This is a genomic window from Thalassospira profundimaris (assembly GCF_003326795.1).
GTDB classification, from domain to species: Bacteria; Pseudomonadota; Alphaproteobacteria; order Rhodospirillales; family Thalassospiraceae; genus Thalassospira; species Thalassospira profundimaris_C.
Window position 1 is genome coordinate 107,712 of the sequence record NZ_JPWI01000002.1, and the last position, 21,344, is coordinate 129,055.

Consider the following 21,344-nt stretch of genomic DNA (forward strand, 5'->3'; position numbering starts at 1 on the left):
AGTCAGATATTTATAAGCCACAGAAAATGGATCGGGGCAAAGATCATCCGTTAAAACTTCTTTGCCTGATGGCGGGGCTTGCGACTATTGTCAGGGTACCCGCCACTGGCTGCTCAAGCCGTAATCCAAGGTCCAGATCCCGATGAAGATATCACTCGCAGATGCCCACACCCTTGTCCGTACGACTTTGATGCGCTGCAATGTCGCTGAAAAAAATGCAGCATCGGTTGCCACTGCATTGGTCAATGCCGAGGCGTCCGGGCAGGGCGGGCATGGTTTCAGACGTGTTCCGGCCTATTCGGCACAGGCCCGTGCAGGCAAGGTCGACGGACAAGCGACACCGGTTATGGAGAAAACGGCACCCGGGGTGCTGCGGATTGATGCCCAATACGGGTTTGCCTATCCCGCACTTGATCTGATGATGGATCATTTGCCGGACATGGCGCGCTCACAGGGAATAGCTATTGCCTCTATTCACAAGTCCCATCATGCGGGGGTGATGGGGCTGACGGTTGAACGGCTGGCAGAGCAGGGCCTGGCCGCAATGATGTTTGCCAATGCGCCGGCGGCAATGGCCGCCTGGGGCGGGCGTCGTCCGATGTTTGGCACCAACCCGATCGCCTTTGGTATCCCGGTCGGGGATGCAGGTGATCCGATCATCATTGATCTGGCATTGTCAAAGGTGGCGCGGGGCAAGATTATGGCGGCCAAACAAAAAGGTATCGAGATTCCCGATGACTGGGCGCTCGACCCTGATGGCAACCCGACAACTGATCCGGTCAAGGCACTTGACGGTACGATGGTTCCGGCTGGCGGGGTCAAAGGGGCGGCCCTTGCCATGATGGTGGAACTGTTGGCCGCCGGTTTGACCGGGGCGCAGTTTGGTCACCAGTCTTCATCACTGTTTGATGACAAGGGCAAGCCACCAGCACTTGGGCAGATGATTATCGCAATAGACCCGATCGCAACCGGCGGTGTTGGGGTTGTTGATCATCTTGCCGAGATTGCAAACGAGATCGCGGCCGAAGATGGCGTTCGTCTTCCGGGGCGTCGCGGCAAGTTGGCGCAGCTTTCAGCCCAGACCGAAGGCCTGGAAATCGAAGATGACGTGATTTCAGCGATCAATGACATAAAATAATACTGTTGGAATCAGACGATTAATTTGTGAATTTTACGAAGTTTATCATGGTGAAAATGAAAAACATTTTCGTCTAATCTTGTTTGGGATAATTTAATTTTTAAATTTTCACAATTTGTGACGGTATTTATTTTTAGTTATGACGTGATAATTTGATTTAATATTTGATGTATAGACAAGTTTGATTGTTGTTGGCGGGAATTAGCCCTCGTAATCATCGAACTGTAACATCAGTGTCACTGTAGAGTCGCCGTTCATGCGTAGTTTCTTCATCCAGCGAAACACATGCAGGCGATTTCTTGATGCTGGTTGTAGACATCTCTGGACTGAACAAAAGCTTTACCCGTGACAAGCGCGCGCTAAGCGACGTCAGGTTGCAGGTACGCGAAGGCGAAATGGTGGCGCTGATTGGCGCATCGGGTTCAGGAAAATCGACACTCATCCGTCACATCGCCGGTTTGCTGCGCGGAGATCGCGATGGCGGAAAAATCGTCGTGTTTGGCGAAACCATTCAGGAAAATGGCAAGATTTCGCGCGGTGCGCGCAAGGTGCGTGCAGAAATCGGCGTTGTCTTTCAGCAATTCAACCTTGTTAGCCGACTGTCCGTTTTAACCAATGTGCTGATGGGGCTTTTGGGGCGGGTGCCGGCCTGGCGCGGGTCGCTTGGTCTGTTTACCAAATCCGAAAAAATGCGCGCCATGGCAGCTTTGCATCGTGTCGGCATTGAAGCACATGCGACCAAAAAAGCCCGCAATCTTTCCGGTGGCCAGCAACAACGTGCAGCGATTGCACGCACAATCACACAAGGTGCGCGCCTGATCCTTGCTGACGAGCCGATTGCGTCACTTGATCCGGCCTCGTCGCGCAAGGTGATGAACACGCTTGATCGCGTTAATCGCGAAGACAATGTCACCGTGATCGTATCGCTTCATCAGGTCGACTACGCCAAGGATTATTGTAAACGCACCATCGCCATGCGCGATGGTGTTGTCGTTTTTGACGGACCTTCGACCCAGTTGACGCCGGAATTCCTGCGCGAACTTTACGGCGAATATTCTTCCGAGCTTTTTGCAGATGGTTCCGGGGACGAACAACGTCCAGCGGCTGAGCCGGTTGCGAAAAAGGATCTGGCTGTGGCGCAAAGCTAGCCGGGTCACCTTATGACTGCCTTACCTCATCGAAACACGTCCAATTCATATCTGACAGGGGACTTCCTATGATCCGTAAGACAATTGCATCCGCAGCTCTGGCTGCAACCTTGCTTGCATCCGGTATTGCAGCGGCTGATGTTGAGTACAAGCCGCTCGAACAGGACCCGGAGAAACTGGTATTCGGTTTCATCTCGACTGAGTCGAGCTCCAACCTCAAAGCCCAGTGGCAGCCGATGATCGACGACATGGAAAAAGCACTCGGCAAGGAGATCGAGGCATTCTTTGCGCCGGATTATGCTGGCATCATCGAAGGCATGCGTTTTGGCAAGGTTCATGTTGGCTGGTTCGGTAACAAATCGGCAATGGAAGCCGTTGATCGTGCGGGTGGCGAAGTTTTCGTTCAGACCTCGAAATCCGATGGCACCAATGGTTATTATTCCCACATCATCACCCAGGCAGATAACGACAAGCTCAATACGCTTGCCGATATGCTGAAATGTGATGGTTCGCTGAATTTCGGTATCGGTGATCCGAACTCGACTTCGGGCTTCCTGGTTCCGACTTATTACGTTTTTGCCCAGAACGGTGTCGATCCGAAAGATTGCTTCAAGACCGTTCGTAATGCGAACCATGAAACCAATCTGATGGCGACGGCCAACAAGCAGGTTGATGTTGCAGCCAACAACTCCGAACAGCTTGCCCGTACCAACATGAACAAGCCGGAAATCACCGACAAGGTCAAAGTCATCTGGACCTCGCCGCTGATCCCGTCTGATCCGATGGTTTATCGCAAGGACCTGTCACGCGAACTGAAATCCGAAATCAAGGCATTCTTCCTTGGTTATGGTCGTATGGGTGACGTTGAAGGTGCAAACAAGGTTCTGGCTGGTATCCAGGACGGTATGGGCAAATTCATGGAAAGCTCGAATGCACAGCTTTACCCGATCCGTCAGCTGGCACTGTACAAAGACAAGCTGAAAATCCAGAACACCGAAGAACTGTCCGCTGACGAGAAAGCAGCCCGCGTTGCTGATATCGACAAGAAACTGGCAGAACTCGATATCCTCGTTTCCTACGAGTAATCGGCCTTTTGACAGGGAGCACGCGCAAAGTGTGCTCCCTGTTTGCATTTACCATCCGGGATTAACACGATGAACAGCAGCATTTCTTCCGCATCATCTGTCGCGACGGCCATCCCGCCGCGGGATTTGAAACGGTCTGCGTCAAGCTTCCTGCTTTGGGCCGTTATTCTTGGTCTTCTGGCCATGTCGTGGGAAGGTGCGGATATGCGTCCCATGGCCCTGTTTGAAAACAGTGGCAATATGGTCGATTTTGCCGAGGGGTTCTTTCCACCGGACTTCCTGATGTGGAAGACCTATGTCGAAGAAATGTGGATCACGATCCAGATCGCGATCTGGGGGACGGCGCTATCCATCGTCTGTTCCATCCCGTTTGGAATTCTGTCTTCTGAGAATATCGTACCGGTCTGGGTGTATCAGCCTGTGCGTCGCCTGATGGATTCCTTCCGTGCGATCAACGAAATGGTCTTTGCCATGTTGTTCGTTGTTGCGGTTGGTCTGGGGCCGTTTGCCGGTGTGCTTGCGCTGTGGATTCATACGACCGGTGTTCTTGCCAAATTGTTCTCCGAGGCGGTTGAGGCGATTGATCCCGAACCGGTCGAGGGCATTCGCGCAACGGGTGCCAATGCGCTGCAGGAAGTTATTTTCGGGGTGATCCCGCAGGTGCTTCCGCTCTGGATTTCCTATTCGCTGTACCGTTTTGAATCCAATGTACGCTCGGCCACTGTTCTGGGGATTGTTGGCGCCGGTGGCATCGGTATGGTGCTGTGGGAATATATCCGCGGCTTCTATTATGCGGAAACGGCTGCGGTCATGATCATCATCATCATTTCGGTCAGCCTGCTTGATATGGTTTCCCAGCGTCTGCGTAAACTGGTGACCTGAATAAATGAGATTTCAAATTTCGCAGGCCAAGCTTGCCATGAAGTCCCTGTCGGAAACGCCGACGATTGATGCCAGTGCGACGGTTGTGGATTGCGAAATGGGTGTCTGGACCGAAGTTGGCCCACGGACATCCATGCGCGAAACGAAAATGGATGATTACTCCTATGTCGTGAATGATAGCGAGATCATCTATTCCGATATCGGGAAGTTCGTGAATATCGCGGCCCATACCCGGATCAACCCCGGACAGCATCCGATGGACCGCGCGTCGATGCATCATTTTCAGTATCGATCAAGCGCCTATGAGCTTGGCGATGATGATCCGGCCTTCTTTGACTGGCGCCGTGAAAGGCGCGTCAGACTTGAACATGATGTCTGGATCGGGCATGGGGCGATTGTTCAGGGCGGTGTCACAATTGGCATCGGGTCCGTTGTCGGATCAGGTGCGGTGGTGACCAGGGATGTTGCGCCATACACCATCGTGACCGGCATTCCGGCCAGTCCGCTGCGTCCCCGGTTCGAAGCCGATATCGTTGATGCTCTTTTGCGCATTCAATGGTGGGACTGGTCCCATGAGATGTTGCGTGAACGACTAAGCGATTTCCGAACACTTCCGGTGCGCGATTTTTGTCTGAAATACGATATGGTCTGACGTTGCAAAGTCAGGAAAATTTGAGATCGCGCCGGGAAGGAATTCTTCGGCGCTTTTTCGTGAAACTTGATATTGCGCTGCGTCGTAACTGTTTCCAAGATGGGGCTTGGCCCCGCAATCTATCAAAGAGAAATCATGTCCGATTATCAGCGTTACGCACTTTACTATGCTCCGTCGTCACAAAGTGCGCTTGGGCGGTTTGGGGATACCTGGCTGGGGCGTGATGCGGAGACGGGGAATGACATTGCGCATCTTGCAATAGACGGACTGGACGGGGGCGAGATCGTTGCTGCAACAACCTCGCCGGTGCGGTACGGATTTCATGGAACGCTCAAACCGCCCTTTGCGCTGAAGGATGGACAAACCCGATCTGGTCTTGAGGTCGCGATCAACGATCTTGCCGTGCGGCTCACACCGGTTCGCTGCGGACCATTGACCCTGAAAGCAATTGGCCGGTTTCTGGCGCTGGTTCCAACGGAACCGGTTGGGGAACTTGGCGAACTTGCGGCGTCACTGGTGCGCGCCCTTGATGACTTCCGCGAGCCCGAAGACGAAGCGGCGATGAACAAGCGTCGTGCGGTTGGGCTTACGGATCGGCAGGAAGCCTGTCTGGTGCAGTGGGGATATCCCTATGTGATGGAGGAATTCCGTTTCCATCTGACCCTGACCAACAAACTTGATGCGGAGCAGGCGCAAAGATTTGAAACAGCCTTGCGGCCGGTTGTTGCCCCGCTTTGTCAGGACCCGTTTATCGTTTCCGATATCTGCCTGTTTGGCGATCCGGGTGATGGAAAACCGTTCCGTTTCCTGAAAAGATTTTCGCTTGGGGGATAACAAAAATGCTGCAGCAAAAACTGCAGCATTCTTGCAAGTTCAGTGCGTCGCGGAAGGATCTATGCCCGATTGGCTATTGCCGGATCAATCTCGATCGCGGCAATGAAGCGGGCGATACCGGTTTCAAGGTCGGCATCATTATCGACATGAACGATATTGTTGCCATCAACCTGATAGGCCGATGCACGCGCAAGGCGACGTTCGATATCAAGGGCATCTTCGCGGCCTCGTGCTTCAAGGCGCTTGCGCAACACATCGCGATTGGCCCGAATGTTCAGAACCCGAACATGATCATGTCCAAGCAATGCACAGGCATCATCAATCACACTGCGTGACACATTGACGATTACGGTTTTGCCATGTGCGACATCGTCCTGCACATGGCGCGGTATGCCATAGCAAAGATCATGTGCCTTCCAGCTTAAAAGGAAGGCCCCCTGTCGGGCCATCTGGCTGAAATCCTCGGACCGGACCGGAATATGGATCTCGCCAACAGATCCGGCCGGACGGGTGATGCAGCGCCGTGGAAAGCAGATATGACCAACGCCCTTAAGACGTTCGCGTGCTGCATCAAGAAGGGTGTCCTTGCCAACGCCACTTGGGCCGACGACAAGGACAAGAAGTCCGGTTTTTGCGATGCCATCCTGTGCATGGCGATCGGTCATGACACGCGCACACCTTCACGCCAGACACCACGCACAATCGGATGGTGTGGTGAATGATGCACCCGGATCAGGTCACCACGTTTTCCGGCGGCAATTTCACCACGATCCGTCAGACCAACTTGCGTTGCCGGATTAAGCGAAACAGTGCGAATGGCACGCGGCAGATCATAGCCATCAAAATCATCAAACAGTTTCATCGCCCCATGCAGCAAGCTGTGCGGGACATAGTCACTTGAAATGATGTCAAGATAGCCATTCTTTGCCAGATCCCCCGCCGCGACATTGCCGCTATGTGACCCGCCGCGTACAAGGTTCGGCCCGCCCATCATCACACCAAGACCGGCTTCGTGCGAAGCCCTGGCGGCTTCAAGCGTGGTCGGGAATTCGGCCACGGTCATCTTGTCCTGAACGGCCTCGGCGACATGTTCGACGGTTGCATCATCGTGGCTGGCAAGGGCAAGGTTTTTGGCGTGTGCCAGATCGACGACATGACGACGATGCTTGACGGAATAAAGTTCGGAATCGCGTTTGCGCGATGCGATGAATTTGCGCATTTCTTCGTCGCTCATGCCGTATTTGCCCTGATAATAGGTGTAATAGGCATCAAGGCTGACGAACTGGCGCTGACCCGGGGTGTGATCCATCACCGAGAGCATCTTGACCAAAGGCAGATCAACCAGATTATCAAGTGCCTCGATCAAGCCGCCATAGGATGTTTCACACCGCAGATGCAGTTTGTGATCTGCACGTAGCAACTTGTTTTCAAGGGCATGCTCAAGGGCGGTGACCGATTCAATCAGACGTTCGATACGTTCTGAACCGTCGGTCACATCGCCAACCGAAATCGCATCAAAAACCGTGGTGATCCCGGCACTGGCAACCTGATTGTCGTGGGCGATAACGGCCGCTGTGGCCGGCCAGCGGGTTTTCGGGCGCGGGGTCAGATGCTTCTCAAGGTTGTCGGTATGAAGTTCGACCAGGCCGGGCATCAGGTAATCGCCATCCATGTTTTCGGCACCCGGAATGTTTGATGGCCGATCAGACACATCAACAATCATTCCGTCCTTTATCTGGATGGCACCATCAATGACCTCATTTGCCAGAACGAGTTTGGCATTGGTAAAAATCTGTTCAGTCATTGGCCCCAACTTTAAACGAAGTCACATCAAACGATCCGGTGCAGACCGCATCGCGGGTTTCATGGTCATGGAAGATACCGGCAATTGCGGCGCCGCGTCCCTTGGCTTCTTCAATCAACGCCAAAACAGTGGCACGATTTTGGGCGTCAAGCGATGCGGTCGGTTCATCAAGCAGCATGACCGGATAATCGGCAATAAAGCCGCGCGCAATATTCACGCGTTGTTGCTCGCCCCCGGAAAAGGTCAGCGGTGAAAGCTGCCACAGGCGTTCAGGAATACGAAGCCGGGTCAAAAGATCGCGCGCCTTGTCCATCGCAATCTCGCGGGCGGTGCCCAGTGCAACAAGCGGTTCGGCGACGATTTCAAGGGTCGGAACACGCGGGATCACGCGCAGGAACTGGCTGACATAACCCATCGTGCGTTTACGCACCTCAAGGATCGAATGCGGGCTGGCCGTGGTGATGTCCAGCCAGTCACCATCATGGAACACCTTGATGGACCCTTCTGAACATGTGTAATTGGCATAAAGCATGCGCATAAAGGTACTTTTCCCCGAACCCGATTCACCGGTCAGCGCAATGCATTCTCCGGCTGACAGGGTGAATTCCACACCTTGAAAAACCGGAATGGTCACGCTGCCCTGGGTATGGAGCGTAAAGCTTTTGCCAACGTTTTGAGCATGAAGCATTTCAGACATTTTCTCGCCCCGGTCAGTTCTGAAGAATGGAAGAAACAAGCAACTGCGTATAGGGATGCTGCGGGTCATCAAGAACCTGATCGGTCAGACCATGTTCAATCACCTTGCCCTGCTGCATTACCATCAGCCGGTGCGAAAGAAGCCTCGCAACTGCCAGATCATGGGTGACGATAATCACCGCAAGATTAAGGTCGTGAACCAGCCCGCGCAGCAGATCGAGCAATCTGGCCTGAACAGAGACATCAAGGCCACCCGTGGGTTCGTCCATGAAGACGAGACGCGGGCTGGTTACGAGGTTACGGGCAATTTGCAGACGTTGCTGCATGCCGCCCGAAAAGGTTGATGGCAGATCATCAAGGCGCTCGGATGCAATTTCGACCTTGCCAAGCCAGCTGTCGGCGTTGCTGCGGATATTGGCGTAATGACGATCCCCGATTGCCATCAGGCGTTCGCCAATATTGGCCCCGGCACTGACATTCATGCGCAACCCGTCACGCGGGTTCTGGTGAACAAATGCCCAGTCGGTGCGCATCAACAGACGACGCTGGGCTTCGGACATCTGGTAAACATCGCGCACGCCATCAATGCGGGTGTGGTATTCCACTGTCCCCTTGGTTGGTTCCTGCTGGGCGGAAATGCTGCGCAGCAAAGTGGATTTTCCCGAACCGGATTCCCCCACAATGCCAAGTACTTCACCGGGGCGCAGTTCAAAGCTGACATCCTTGCAACCAACCCGGTCGCCATACATCATGGTCAGGTTGTTAACGCGCAAAAGCGGATCAGTCATCTGGGTCATTATTCTGCTGCCTTTTCGCGTGATGCATTGCCAAGAGGTTGGTCGTGATGTTGCGGGCCGCGATGGCCTGCTTCCTGTCGCTCGGCACAGTAATCGGTGTCCGAACAGACAAACATCCGGTTGCCTTGATCATCGAGAATGACTTCATCAAGGTAACTGTCATGTGCACCACACATGCCGCATTCGTCTTTCCATGTCTGGACTTCGAACGGGTGGTCCTCGAAATCGAGGCTTTTGACCTTGGTGTAGGGCGGCAGGGCATAGATGCGTTTTTCGCGCCCGGCCCCAAACAGCTGAAGGGCCGCCATATTGTTCATTTTCGGATTATCGAACTTCGGCGTTGGTGATGGGTCCATCACATAGCGATCATCGACCATCACCGGATAGGCATAGGTGGTGGCGATGTGGCCATGGCGTGCAATATCTTCATAAAGTTTCACATGCATCAGGCCGTATTCTTCAAGCGCATGCATCTTGCGTGTTTCGGTTTCGCGCGGTTCAAGGAAACGAAGTGGCTCGGGGATCGGTACCTGATAGACAAGAACCTGATCTTCGCGCAGTTCCTTTTCCGGGATGCGGTGGCGGGTTTGAATGATCGATGCCTCGGCGGTCTTTTCGGTCGTCGCGACATTTGCCGTCTTGGCAAAGAACTGACGGATCGAAACTGCATTGGTGGTGTCATCCGCCCCCTGATCAATGACTTTAAGGGTATCATTCGGGCCAATGACGGCGGCGGTCACCTGCACGCCGCCCGTGCCCCAGCCATAAGGCATCGGCATTTCACGACCGGCAAACGGAACCTGATAGCCCGGAATTGCGACGGCCTTAAGAAGGGCACGCCGGATCATCCGTTTGGTTTGTTCATCAAGATAGGCGAAATTATAGGCCGTTGCCCCATCCGCCGGATTATTCGCAAGTTGTTCCATGGAATTACTCCGCGGCTTCGGGTTGGGATTTCGCTTCATCGGCTTCAAGCTTGGCCAGTCTTTCTTCGACTTCGGCCCGCATGCGACGGACAAGTTCAAGTTCGCCCTGAAAATCGACGTAATGCGGCAGCTTGATATGTTCGACAAAGCCGGTCGACTGGACATTGTCGCTGTGTTCCATGACGAACTCGCTGTCCTGTGCCGGGCCCATGATCTGTTCGCCCATTTCATCGGCGCGCATGGCGCGATCAACCAGCGCCATGGAAATCGCCTTGCGCTCGTTCTGGCCAAAGACAAGGCCATAGCCACGGGTAAATTGCGGAAGCTTCGTCTTCGATCCCTTGAACTTGTTGACCGTTTCACATTCGGTCAGTTCGATATCGCCGATATCAATGGCAAAGCCGAGTTCTTCGGGCTCGATCTCAACCGATACGGTGCCATAGCGGATTTCACCGACAAAGGCGTGGCTGTTGGCATAGCCGCGCTGGGTTGAATAGCCAAGGGCAAGGACAAAGCCCTCATCGCCGCGGGTCAGGTTCTGCAAACGAAGGTCTCGACCAGCCGGGAACTTGATCGGTTCGCGCGTCAGGTCGGCGACCGGCGCGGTGTCATCGACCGGTACCGGTTCATCCTGAATAAGGCCTTCGTAATTCAGGATGTCATCCAGAACGCGCGGCATGTTTTCATCGACCGGATGTTCGCCACTTGGTGCATCAAGCGGGTCTTCACTATTTGCCATCAGGGTGAAATCGAGAAGGCGATGGGTATAGTCAAAGGTCGGGCCCAAAATCTGACCGCCCGGGAGGTCTTTGAACGTTGCCGAAATGCGGCGGGACACATCCATATCCGCGGTCCTGATCGGTTTGGAAAAGGCAAAGCGCGGCAATGTCGTGCGATAGGCGCGCATCAAAAAGATCGCCTCGATCAAATCACCGCGTCCCTGCTTGATGGCAAGGGCGGCCAGATCGCGGTCATAAAGCGATCCTTCGGCCATGACCCGGGTGACGGACAGCGACAATTGCTGTTCGATCTGATCGGTTTCGATCTCGGCAATTTTCTTGTCGCCACGGCGCTGTTCGGCAAGCAGCCGGTGGGCATTGTTGATGGCGCGTTCGCCACCTTTAACGGCAACATACATGGTTAAATGACCTCAATCCGGGTGGTGCGCGAAAGGGCGGCAATCTTGGTCGGGCTTGCGAAAATCACATCAACCCCGCACGGGAACATGTGATGGTTTTCCGCACGCCATGCGTGGAAGCTTGCGGGCAGTTTTTTGATATCAAGATCATGGCTGTCCTTGATCCCCGGTCCGGTCAGTTTCATGGCCGGGGCGTTGGAAATCTCATCAACCATCAGGATCAGGGTTGCCGATTGATCAGGATATTCAGCATTGCCAACCGAAAGGTGGGTGATGAAGGAAAGATCATCATCAATGCGGGCGACTGCGAAATCGGCCTTGGCTACGTCATCGCTGATCGGGCAACCGCAATGGAATTTCAGATGATCCGTTGCGGCCTTGGTCACGCAGGTTGGCGATAACCATATGGTGGTGTCCATATCGGCCATGGCAAGAAGGGTGGCGGTGGTGGTTGCATTCAGGCCATCGGGTGTCGCCACCGAAACGGGCACATCATAGATGCGCCCCGGACGGGACAGGGCATCTAGCAGAACACGAAAAACCGCATTGGAATCAAATGCGGCATGGTCAAAGCCCGGCAGCAGCTCGCTTGTCTGGGATTGCAGGGTCATTCGTCTTCTCCGCGGACAAGGGTAAAGAAATCAACTTTGGTGGCCGCGACCTTGCGCGCATGTTCGTGTTTGGCATTGGCCTGTGCGGCGGCAAGATCATCAATGAAATCGCAGGCCGATCCATCGCGCAGCATGATTGCATCAAACAGGGCGGCATATTGTGCCTGCAACCGGTCGCGGCCTTTGACATAGGAATGGCCGACAGTGCCGTCAGACAGGGTCACGGCACAGCGCGTGACAGTCATTTCACCCAGATTGAAGCGCTGTCCGGCACCGCCAGCACGACCGCGTACCATGACCATGCCGATTTGTGGTTCGCGCAAATGGGACCATTTCACGTCGCTATAGGTATCAGCCCATTTTGTTTCCAGCACCGTACGCGGCGTGCGGGCAAGAACCGACATCCAGCGCTGCCTTGCGGCAGTCACACCATCAACGGCCTTTGTCTGGGGGGGATTCAATGGATTGTGATCCTGGCCGGGCCCAGCGGTCTGGGCAGTTTGCGCCGTCATCTGTCTGATCCTTTTTCAAGCATGTCGACAAATTTAAAATTTGTTTAGACGTCTATACATATTCACGTTATAAGACGATTTATCGACTTTGGCAAAGGTCTTGCGGTGAAAGTTTTGTGAATGGGAAATGAGATGGATTGGGAGCCGGGGCTATCTATCTGGAAGCAAATTGAAAAACAGCTTCTTGCCGATATCGCGGAAGGTGTGTTTTCACCGGGGGACAAGATGCCGACCGAGATGGAACTTGTCCGTCGTTTCGGAGTGAATCGCCATACAGTGCGCCGGGCAATGGCGGCACTTGTCGATACCAATGTGGTCCGCGTTGAACAGGGGCGTGGTGCCTTCGTTCAGGAACAAATTCTTGATTATCCGTTGGGATCAAAAACCCGTTTCTCGCAAATTGTCTCGGGGCGTCATCGCCTGCCCGACAAACGACTGATCTCTTCAGAAGTCCTGAAGGCCAGTGTCACGGTCGCGCAGTTTCTTGATGTCAAACCGGGCACGCGCGTGATCGAGCTGTTTTCGGTATCGGAGGCCGATGGTGTGCCGCTTGCGGTGGCGACAAGCTATCTTCCGGCGGCGCGCTTTGACGGGATTGTCGAAATATTCGCCCAGACCAAATCCCTGACCGAGGCCCTGAAACGGTTCGGGATTGATGATTACAGCCGCAAGACGACCCGCATTTCTGCAACCTTGCCATCATCGCGTGTGGCAAGCCTGCTAAAACAGGCCAAGAACCGACCGGTTATCTCGACCGAAAGTGTCGATATCGATTCAGCCGGGGTGCCGATTGAATATGGTGTGACGGCCTTTTCGAGTGATCGCGTGCAATTGATTGTCGAATAATCGAGCCTTTCAGTCCCCGCCCGCAAGGTGCGGAAAATAAAAGTGAGTTAACTAACTATCTCCGGGGTACTAGATTCAGCGACCGTCGATAATACATATACGCGTCAATATTCCCGACCGGGACGGGCTTTATAGACCGGGAAGCTGAGCTTGAATTTGATGGCGCAGGCCCGCAGCATGAACGCACAGAAAAATGCGATGAAGGCAACGGGGCCGCGTGGCAAATCAAGAAGGGCTGTGCCCACGACATAGATGCTCGCGCCCAGAAGTGCGCAGCTGATATAGATTTCCGGACGCAAGATCAGCGGGATTTCGTTACAGACCACGTCGCGAACCATGCCGCCAAAGGTCGCGGAAATCATACCCAGAATGATCGCGACAAGTGGCGAAACCCCAAGGTTAAGCCCGATTGCTGCACCGGTGACACCAAACATGGCAAGACCCAGCGCATCAAGCCAGATCAGGGCGACATAACGTCGTTCAACAAGATGTGCAGTGAAATAGGTAAACACCGCAGCCCCGATGCATGTCACCACCCAGGCCGGATCGCGGATCCAGAAAACCGGCGTTGCCCCGGTAATCACATCGCGTACCGTACCGCCCCCGATCCCTGTAAATGTCGCAATCAGAATGAAACCGACAACATCCATCTGACGTCGGGATGCTTCCAGCGCGCCGGTAATTGCAAAAACCGCAACCCCCGCCAATTCAAGCCAATAGATAATCTGGGTAATGGTCATGACGTCCTGTCTAGCTTGTCTGTTGCGGAAGCGGGCGTTTGGTCGGTGTGCGCAACTTGGCAGCAACCACGTCTTCAAGCTGGTTGCGCAGCCATCGATGCGACGGATCATGCTGATAGCGTTGATGCCAGCACATATAGATCGGCAGATCAATCGTACCGGCCCGAAGTGTTGATAAAGGAACTTGGCTGCGGGCAAAGTCGCGCAGGGCATGTTGCTTTAGCAGGCTTGGCAATGTTGCGATCATCTGACTGCCCCGCAGAAATTCGGCAATGGCCGTGAAATTCGGCACCCGCAATACGATGTTACGATCAATCCCCTGATTTTCAAGAAGATCATCGAATTCAAGTGTGCGGTTATTGCCATATCTGACGGTGATATGGCGCGCTGACAAATAGTCATCCTGACTGGTCGGGGCTTCGCGCATGTCAGGGTCATAAAAGACCATATAATGGTCGGTCAGAAGCCGTTTCTGAACAATATCGACACCTTCGGGCGGGCGCGGCGAAATCAGAAGATCACAGCGGTTTTCGCGCAACAAGGCGGGGCCCGGCAAAAGCGACGGCACCACGGTCATGCGAATGTCGGCAAGCTGGCCTTGCAAGCGTGAAAACAGGCTTGGCAGTAAAAGATCTCGCTGCAGATCATTTGCGGCAATCGTCAAAGTCATCTCGGCTGCTTCGGGATCGAAATCCGCCCCGCTGGCAAAGGCCTGCATCTGATCAAGAAGAAAGCGTGCCTGTTCGGCCAGGCTTTGGGCATGGGCCGTTGCAACAATTCCGCGCCCGGATTTGGTGAAAAGCGGGTCACGCATGATCCGGCGCAGCTTGGTCAGATTGTGACTGACTGCTGACTGGGTGACGCCAAGCCGCTCGGCGGCGGCTGTTACCGATCCTTCTTCAAGGACGGCAAGAAACAGTCGCAAAGCATGACCGTCCAGTTCCAAATGATCGAAATTACTCATGAGTTAGATGATAAATCATGCATTTATTTTATGCAATCGGCTGCGCAGGATGATCACAAGACCGGCAAGAACCGGTTTGTTCATTTTGCGGAGGAAGATCTATGGAATTCTATCAGCGTGACAGAACGCTTCAGCCAGCGGGCTATACCCCGATTTACAAGACATCGGTAGCGCGGTCCCCGCGTCAGGCAATGTTGTCATTGCAGGGGTCCCTGTCGGAAACCACTGGCCCGGTGTTCGGTCAGAATGAATTGGGGCCGCTTGATAACGATCTGATCCGCAATTATGCCAAGGATGGTGATCCGATTGGCGAGCGTATTATTGTGCATGGGCGTGTTCTTGATGAAAACAACCGCCCGGTTCCCCATACGCTGGTGGAATTCTGGCAGGCAAATGCCGGTGGCCGTTATCGCCACAAGAAGGATACCTATCTTGCCCCGATTGATCCGAATTTCGGCGGATGTGGTCGCGCGCTAACCGACGAGAACGGCTATTATTTCTTCCGCACCATCAAGCCGGGCCCTTACCCCTGGCGCAACTACGTCAATAGCTGGCGTCCGGCCCATATCCATTTCTCGGTCTTTGGGTCCGGCTTTGCGCAGCGTCTGATCACCCAGATGTATTTCGAAGGTGATCCGCTGATCAAGGAATGCCCGATTGTCCATGTTATCCCGGATGAAGATGCGATCAACCGTCTGATCGCGCCGATTGATCTGAACGGATCAATACCGCTCGATACCATTGCCTACAAATTTGACATCGTTCTGCGTGGTCGCCGTTCGACCCTGTTTGAAAACCGTCTGGAAGGGAACTGATCCATGGTGCAGTCACTTGATTATCTCAAAGAAACCGCATCCCAGACGGCGGGGCCCTATGTTCATATCGGACTGATCCCCAAACAGGCCGGCTTTGATATTTTTGAAAACAACTTCACCAATATCATGGCCGATGAAAACACCCGGGGTGAACGGATCATCATCGAAGGCAGGGTGATTGACGGAACAGGCACGCCGCTTCGCGATGCGCTTCTGGAAATCTGGCAAGCCAATTCAGACGGGCGCTATAACCATGAACTTGACCGTCAGAAGCAAGGCCAGATCGACGAGCGTTTCCGTGGCTGGGGCCGTGCAGGGACCGATTTCGATACCGCTGTCTATCGGTTTGAAACCATCAAGCCCGGCGTGGTATCGGGGCGCAATGGTCTGGATATGGCCCCGCATATCAATTTCTGGATTGTCGCACGTGGCATCAATATCGGGTTGAACACCCGGATGTATTTTGCCGATGAGCAGGAAGCGAATGCCACTGATCCGGTCCTGAACCTGATTGAGCAAACCGAACGACGCAAAACCCTGATTGCCAACCGTGATGATAGCGGTCCTGTGCCGGTCTATCGGTTCGATATTGTTTTACAGGGTGAAAACGAAACCGTGTTTTTTGATGTCTGACGGGCGTTTAAACCGGCATTCTGGCTGATTTTAAGGAATGGCAGTCATGCTAAGTGGCTGCCATTTTTTGTTGGAACTTCTTCTTCAAAACCGCATCTGCAATTCTTATATTCCCAACATTGCTGACGTGGTGGGTCAACCCGTCGCACCGAGGGCCGACAGACAACAAAAACAGACCCCGGTTTTGGAGAGTGAGAGGATCAGCCTTGGCTAAGGTCTTTGAGGTCGGAATCCGTGTGCAAGTTGCACTGGCAACCGCGCTTTTGGTTGTTGGTTTGGCGGCGCTGATGAGCTTTGTCATCAGCAAGCGCTCTGGGGCGGATTTGCAAAACCAGATTGGCATCGGGGTTTCTGATATTGCGCTTCAGATGGCTGACGAGCTTGACCGTACGATGTGGACACACCGTGGCGAGGTTTCTGTTCTCAGCACATTACGCGTATTGCGCGAGATGCAGGACGTCCGCGAAATCAGTTCTATTATCAACCGGTTACGCCATGAAATTCCTATATTTACCTGGATCGGTGTGCTGGATCGCGACGGCACGGTAGTTGCCGCGACGAATGATCTGCTGGTTGGGGCCAATATCGCCCAGCGCCCGGTTTTCCAATATGGCAAAAATGGTCAGTTCATCGGCGATGTTCACGATGCCAAACTGCTTGCCGAAAAATTCCCGCTTTATAATGGCGAACCGATCCAGTTCGTTGATATCGCCGTCCCACTTGTCAATGACAGTGGCGAATTCACCGGTGTTCTTGCCACCCATCTGAGCTGGGAATGGGCCGATGCCGTCCGCAAGTCCCTGTTTAGCGGACAGGGCATTCATCAGAATGTCGATATCTTTGTGATCTCGCAGGATGGGACGGTGCTTTTGGGGGGTGATGGCAATCTGGTTGGTTCCAAGCTTTCCCTGGATGCGTTGAGTGAAGCACAGAGTAAGCATATTGGTTGGAAAATAAGCACTTGGTCTGACGGGAAAGAATATCTGACCGGTTATGCCCCGGCAGACGGGCATCTCGATTACAAAGGACTGAGCTGGTCCATTCTTGTTCGACAGCATGTCGAGGACGCTTTGGCGCCAGTCTATGACTTGCGCCGCGATATTCTGTTGTGGGGATTGCTTCTGGCTTTGGTCTTTAGCGCCATTGCATGGTGGGCTGCGGGATTTCTGGTCGGGCCTATTGGCAAGATGGTCGATGGCATCGAAGCCATGAAGCGTGGCGAAATCAGCAATCTTCCCGATGTGCGCGGGGCACGGGAAATCAACATTCTATCAAAAAACTTGCAGGCACTATTGACCAAGCTGACCGAAAAAGATGCCGCACTTGGTGAAATGAAACGTATTGCACACCATGACAAACTGACCGGTCTGGGCAACCGGTTGGCACTTGATGTCTATTTCGAGCATGCAGTTGCGCGTGCGGACCGCAAGGGGGCCGAGATCGCGGTTCTGATGCTTGATCTTGATGACTTCAAGCCGATCAATGACCGGTTTGGTCACGCCGCAGGCGATGATGTCCTGCGCGAGGTCGCAAAACGCCTGCGCCGTTGTGTGCGCGGTGGTGATCTGGTGGCACGGCTGGGCGGTGACGAGATGGTGCTGGTTTGCCATATCGACCAGAATGGCAAGGAGGAAGCCGCCATACTGGCCGAGCGCATCCTTCATGAAATTCTGATGCCGTTCATTACCGGCGGGAACCGTGTTTCGATCAGTATGAGCATCGGTATTGCACTATATCCCAATGACAGCCGCGAACCTGAGCAGCTTCTGGAACATGCCGATGCGGCACTTTATGCCGCCAAGGCGCGGGGCAAGAACGGATACATCGTGTTTTCCGATATCGAAGACCTGACAGACAATTCGTCGTCCTGCGCATAATCGAGTGACTGTTTGGTCTAAAGGTCGCGGGTGGTTGCGGCCAATGCAACTAGAACAGGTTTCTTGACTTTGGTTCAGGGCGTCGTAATAAGCATTTCATGACAGTTTCATCAGAAAAAGATCTCGACCATCTGCGTCGGATCGGCCGAATTTGCGCGCGCGCCCGCGACGTGATGGGGGCCGCCGTTGTTCCCGGTATTACAACCGCGGAACTTGATCACATCGGTCGTAAAATCCTTGAAGATGCGGGCGCTGTTTCCGCACCTGAGGCCGAATACAAGTTTCCGGGGGCGACCTGTATCAGTGTGAACGAAGCCGTGGCACACGGCATTCCCGGTGATCAGGTTCTGGCTGATGGCGATCTGGTTAATATCGACGTATCGGCATCGCTTGACGGATATTTTTCCGATACCGGTGCCAGCTTCATTTGCGGCACGCCAAAGCCTGAAATCGTCAAGCTGTGTGAAGATGGCAAAAAGGCAATGTGGGCGGGCATCAAGGTCGTACGCGACAAGGCCCCGATCCGCGAAATCGGTCTTAAGATCGAGAGCTTTGCCCGCAAGGGCGGCTATACCCTGATCCGTAACCTTGCCAGCCATGGCATTGGCAAATCCCTGCATGAACATCCCCATACCATTCCGACCTGGGATGATCCCAAGGAACGCCGCTCGCTTAAAAAAGGGCAGGTGATCACAATCGAACCGTTCCTGTCCTATGGTGCGAAATGGGCGCTGGACGGAGATGACGGCTGGACATTGTTTGCCGATACCGGCGATGCCACTGTTCAGTATGAACATACCCTTGTCGTGACCGATAAGGGTTATGAGATCATGACGCTGGGCGGATAAGAGAGTCAGGAATGCTGCGATTCATGTTGCAGCATATTTTGCAGCAAAAAAAAGCCGCCCGAATGATCCGGGCGGCTTTTATTTTTGGTTGATCTATAGCTGGTTGCTTATGCGCCGTATTTCGCCTTGGCTTCGCGGCGGCGGGCATGCAGGACCGGCTCGGTATAGCCGTTTGGCTGTTCGCGACCCTTGAAGACCAGATCACAGGCCGCTGCAAAGGCAACACTGTCATCAAAGTTCGGGGCCATGTTGCGATAGGTCGGATCGCCAGCATTCTGTTTGTCAACGACGGCTGCCATGCGCTTCATGGTTTCCATCACCTGTTCTTCGGTGCACAGGCCATGATGGAGCCAGTTTGCAATATGCTGGCTTGAAATACGAAGCGTCGCGCGGTCTTCCATCAGGCCGACATCATTGATATCGGGCACCTTGGAGCAACCCACGCCGCTATCGATCCAGCGCACAACATAACCGAGGATACCCTGGGCGTTGTTATCCAGTTCTTCCTGAATTTCGCTTGGCATCGGTTTGGTGTCACCCATGCGCGGGATCGCCAGAATGTCATCAAGGCTTGCGCGTTCACGTTTGCCGATCTCGTCCTGTACGGCGCGCACATCAATCTGGTGATAATGCATGACATGCAGGGTTGCGGCCGTCGGGGACGGAACCCATGCACAGTTGGCACCGGCTTTCGGATGGCCGATTTTGGCAACCATCATTTCCGCCATACGGTCCGGCTTGGCCCACATGCCTTTACCGATCTGGGCAATGCCCTTCATGCCGCATTCCAGACCGACATCAACGTTCCAGTTTTCATAAGCCGAAATCCAGTACTGGTCTTTCATGGCTTCCTTGCGGACAACCGGACCAGCTTCCATGCTGGTGTGGATTTCATCACCGGTACGATCAAGGAAGCCGGTATTGATGAAGACAACGCGGTCTTTTGCAGCACGGATGCATTCCTTGAGGTTCACCGTCGTGCGGCGTTCCTCGTCCATGATGCCGACCTTAAGGGTGTTTTCCGGAACATTGATCGCACCTTCGACAAAGGCAAACAGATCATTGGTCAGGGCGACTTCCTCGGGGCCGTGCATTTTCGGCTTTACGATATAGACGCTGCCATGGCGGGAGTTGGAAAGCTCGTTCTTGCCTTCCACATCATGCTTGGAAATCAGGCCGGTGATCATGGCATCAAGGAAGCCCTCGGGGACTTCATTGCCATTGGCATCAAGCACCGCATCCGAGGTCATCAGATGGCCGACGTTACGTACCAGCATAAGGCTGCGTCCCGGAAGAACGACTTCGTTGCCGTCAAATCCCTGATAGGAACGGTCTGCATTCAGGCGACGGGTAACCGTCTTGCCACCTTTTTCGAATTTTTCTTCAAGCGTGCCTTTCATCAGGCCAAGCCAGTTGCGATAGACAAGGGTCTTGTCTTCGGCATCAACGGCGGCGACTGAATCCTCGCAATCCTGAATGGTTGTCAGTGCAGATTCGAGAATGACATCGCAAACACCCGCAGCATGTTCCTTGCCAATCGGATGGGTCGGATCAATGCGGATTTCGATGTGAAGGCCGTGATTGCGCAGAAGGATTTCCGCAAGCGCACCGCTCTTTTCGTTATAACCAATGAACTGTGATGGCTGTGCGAGCGCACTTTCGCTGCCATCAGTCAGGGTCACGACCAGCGTCCACCAACCCGATCCGTCTTCGCGGACTTCGTATTTTGCGGCATCGGCATGTTTTCCGCTGGCAAGCGGCACTGCCTTGTCGAGGAAGTCCGCCGCATAGGCCACAACAGCAGCACCACGTTTCGGATTAAAGCCCTTGGTCTTTTCCTTGCCATCGGCATCATCGATCACATCGGTGCCATAGAGCGCATCATAAAGGCTGCCCCAGCGCGCATTGGCTGCATTGAGTGCGTAGCGTGCATTCATCACCGGCACAACAAGCTGCGGTCCGGCAACGCGGGCAATTTCCGGATCAACATTGGTGGTGCCGATATAGAAATCATCACCTTCCGGAAGCAGATAACCGATCTCGGTCAGGAATTCCTTATAGGCGGCCGGGTCGCGGGCCTGATCCTGACGTGACAGGTGCCATTCGTCGATCTTTGCCTGAAGTTCGTCGCGCTTTGCCAGCAGCGCCTTGTTGCGCGGGCCAAGCTCGGTGACGAGTTTTTCAAACGATGCCCAGAACTGATCGGCATTGATCCCGGTTCCGGGAATGATTTCATTGGCAACCAGATCATGCAAAACCGTTGCAATCTGAAGGCCGCCTTTTTGAATACGTTGGGTCATGTTTTCTCTCACCAGACTTGGAACCGCCGCGGGTGTGGGTGTCTGTCCGAATATGGGCGACATCCTCGTCACGTCTCCGCGCTTTCATTTGCCACAAC

At 53.9% G+C, this 21,344-nt stretch carries 22 protein-coding genes; 11 read left to right on the plus strand and 11 right to left on the minus strand.

Annotated elements, in window-relative coordinates; translation table 11 throughout:
* Positions 1 to 142 precede the first annotated feature (142 nt).
* The 6 genes from TH30_RS04860 (at position 143) to TH30_RS04885 (ending at position 5,739) form a co-directional block, all read left to right on the plus strand.
* The gene (locus TH30_RS04860; protein WP_114096966.1) at positions 143 to 1,138 is read left to right on the plus strand and encodes an Ldh family oxidoreductase; all 996 of its coding nucleotides are present in this window, start codon (positions 143 to 145) and stop codon (positions 1,136 to 1,138) included.
* 302 nt (positions 1,139 to 1,440) lie between these two features.
* Positions 1,441 to 2,286: a phosphonate ABC transporter ATP-binding protein gene (gene phnC, locus TH30_RS04865; RefSeq protein WP_114096967.1), complete on the plus strand. Its 846-nt coding sequence runs from the start codon at positions 1,441 to 1,443 to the stop codon at positions 2,284 to 2,286.
* A gap of 68 nt (positions 2,287 to 2,354) precedes the next feature.
* On the plus strand, positions 2,355 to 3,371 hold the full coding sequence (phnD, locus tag TH30_RS04870) for a phosphonate ABC transporter substrate-binding protein (protein ID WP_114096968.1): 1,017 nt from the start codon (positions 2,355 to 2,357) through the stop codon (positions 3,369 to 3,371).
* Positions 3,372 to 3,440: 69 nt separating this feature from the next.
* The gene (gene phnE / locus TH30_RS04875; RefSeq protein WP_114096969.1) at positions 3,441 to 4,253 is read left to right on the plus strand and encodes a phosphonate ABC transporter, permease protein PhnE; all 813 of its coding nucleotides are present in this window, start codon (positions 3,441 to 3,443) and stop codon (positions 4,251 to 4,253) included.
* Positions 4,254 to 4,257: 4 nt separating this feature from the next.
* Entirely contained in the window at positions 4,258 to 4,905 is a 648-nt protein-coding gene (locus TH30_RS04880) for an LbetaH domain-containing protein (RefSeq protein ID WP_114096970.1), read from the plus strand.
* 135 nt (positions 4,906 to 5,040) lie between these two features.
* The gene (locus TH30_RS04885; RefSeq protein WP_114097186.1) at positions 5,041 to 5,739 is read left to right on the plus strand and encodes a DUF1045 domain-containing protein; all 699 of its coding nucleotides are present in this window, start codon (positions 5,041 to 5,043) and stop codon (positions 5,737 to 5,739) included.
* Positions 5,740 to 5,798: 59 nt separating this feature from the next.
* Here TH30_RS04885 and phnN read toward each other — a convergent pair whose 3' ends face one another.
* From phnN to phnG, 8 genes are read right to left on the minus strand one after another with little or no spacing between them, the layout of a single operon-like run.
* Complete coding sequence (gene phnN / locus TH30_RS04890) at positions 5,799 to 6,404, minus strand: phosphonate metabolism protein/1,5-bisphosphokinase (PRPP-forming) PhnN (protein WP_114096971.1); 606 nt, start codon at positions 6,402 to 6,404, stop codon at positions 5,799 to 5,801.
* Positions 6,401 to 7,543: an alpha-D-ribose 1-methylphosphonate 5-triphosphate diphosphatase gene (locus TH30_RS04895; protein ID WP_114096972.1), complete on the minus strand. Its 1,143-nt coding sequence runs from the start codon at positions 7,541 to 7,543 to the stop codon at positions 6,401 to 6,403. The genes phnN and TH30_RS04895 overlap by 4 nt, the downstream gene beginning before the upstream one ends.
* Positions 7,536 to 8,240: a phosphonate C-P lyase system protein PhnL gene (gene phnL / locus TH30_RS04900; protein WP_220150275.1), complete on the minus strand. Its 705-nt coding sequence runs from the start codon at positions 8,238 to 8,240 to the stop codon at positions 7,536 to 7,538. The genes TH30_RS04895 and phnL overlap by 8 nt, the downstream gene beginning before the upstream one ends.
* 13 nt (positions 8,241 to 8,253) lie before the next feature.
* On the minus strand, positions 8,254 to 9,036 hold the full coding sequence (gene phnK, locus TH30_RS04905) for a phosphonate C-P lyase system protein PhnK (RefSeq protein WP_462096338.1): 783 nt from the start codon (positions 9,034 to 9,036) through the stop codon (positions 8,254 to 8,256).
* Positions 9,036 to 9,962: an alpha-D-ribose 1-methylphosphonate 5-phosphate C-P-lyase PhnJ gene (locus TH30_RS04910; RefSeq protein WP_114096973.1), complete on the minus strand. Its 927-nt coding sequence runs from the start codon at positions 9,960 to 9,962 to the stop codon at positions 9,036 to 9,038. The genes phnK and TH30_RS04910 overlap by 1 nt, the downstream gene beginning before the upstream one ends.
* Before the next feature lie 4 nt (positions 9,963 to 9,966).
* On the minus strand, positions 9,967 to 11,100 hold the full coding sequence (locus tag TH30_RS04915) for a carbon-phosphorus lyase complex subunit (RefSeq protein WP_114096974.1): 1,134 nt from the start codon (positions 11,098 to 11,100) through the stop codon (positions 9,967 to 9,969).
* Positions 11,101 to 11,102: 2 nt separating this feature from the next.
* Complete coding sequence (phnH, locus tag TH30_RS04920) at positions 11,103 to 11,711, minus strand: phosphonate C-P lyase system protein PhnH (RefSeq protein ID WP_114096975.1); 609 nt, start codon at positions 11,709 to 11,711, stop codon at positions 11,103 to 11,105.
* Complete coding sequence (gene phnG / locus TH30_RS04925; protein WP_114096976.1) at positions 11,708 to 12,223, minus strand: phosphonate C-P lyase system protein PhnG; 516 nt, start codon at positions 12,221 to 12,223, stop codon at positions 11,708 to 11,710. The genes phnH and phnG overlap by 4 nt, the downstream gene beginning before the upstream one ends.
* Before the next feature lie 132 nt (positions 12,224 to 12,355).
* Here phnG and phnF point away from each other — a divergent pair, with 132 nt between their 5' ends.
* Positions 12,356 to 13,069 (plus strand): phosphonate metabolism transcriptional regulator PhnF, encoded by a 714-nt coding sequence (phnF, locus tag TH30_RS04930; RefSeq protein ID WP_258548611.1) that lies wholly within the window; start codon positions 12,356 to 12,358, stop codon positions 13,067 to 13,069.
* A 104-nt stretch (positions 13,070 to 13,173) separates the two neighbouring features.
* Here the strand turns inward: phnF and TH30_RS04935 are convergent, their stop codons facing one another.
* Positions 13,174 to 13,809 carry a trimeric intracellular cation channel family protein gene (locus tag TH30_RS04935; RefSeq protein WP_114096978.1) on the minus strand — a complete coding sequence of 212 codons (636 nt, stop codon included), beginning with the start codon at positions 13,807 to 13,809 and terminating at the stop codon, positions 13,174 to 13,176.
* Between the two features lie 10 nt (positions 13,810 to 13,819).
* Positions 13,820 to 14,773, minus strand: a complete 954-nt coding sequence (locus tag TH30_RS04940; RefSeq protein WP_114096979.1) for a LysR family transcriptional regulator — start codon at positions 14,771 to 14,773, stop codon at positions 13,820 to 13,822.
* 101 nt (positions 14,774 to 14,874) lie between these two features.
* Between TH30_RS04940 and pcaH the strand changes: the two genes are divergently transcribed.
* The 4 genes from pcaH (at position 14,875) to map (ending at position 18,946) form a co-directional block, all read left to right on the plus strand.
* Positions 14,875 to 15,588 (plus strand): protocatechuate 3,4-dioxygenase subunit beta, encoded by a 714-nt coding sequence (pcaH, locus tag TH30_RS04945; protein WP_114096980.1) that lies wholly within the window; start codon positions 14,875 to 14,877, stop codon positions 15,586 to 15,588.
* 3 nt (positions 15,589 to 15,591) lie between these two features.
* Positions 15,592 to 16,221 carry a protocatechuate 3,4-dioxygenase subunit alpha gene (pcaG, locus tag TH30_RS04950; protein WP_114096981.1) on the plus strand — a complete coding sequence of 210 codons (630 nt, stop codon included), beginning with the start codon at positions 15,592 to 15,594 and terminating at the stop codon, positions 16,219 to 16,221.
* A gap of 206 nt (positions 16,222 to 16,427) precedes the next feature.
* Entirely contained in the window at positions 16,428 to 18,098 is a 1,671-nt protein-coding gene (locus tag TH30_RS04955) for a GGDEF domain-containing protein (RefSeq protein WP_114096982.1), read from the plus strand.
* Between the two features lie 98 nt (positions 18,099 to 18,196).
* Positions 18,197 to 18,946, plus strand: a complete 750-nt coding sequence (gene map, locus TH30_RS04960; RefSeq protein ID WP_114096983.1) for a type I methionyl aminopeptidase — start codon at positions 18,197 to 18,199, stop codon at positions 18,944 to 18,946.
* Between the two features lie 107 nt (positions 18,947 to 19,053).
* Here map and TH30_RS04965 read toward each other — a convergent pair whose 3' ends face one another.
* Positions 19,054 to 21,246, minus strand: coding sequence for a malate synthase G (locus TH30_RS04965; RefSeq protein WP_114096984.1), 2,193 nt, complete (start codon positions 21,244 to 21,246; stop codon positions 19,054 to 19,056).
* Between the last annotated feature and the right edge of the window lie 98 nt (positions 21,247 to 21,344).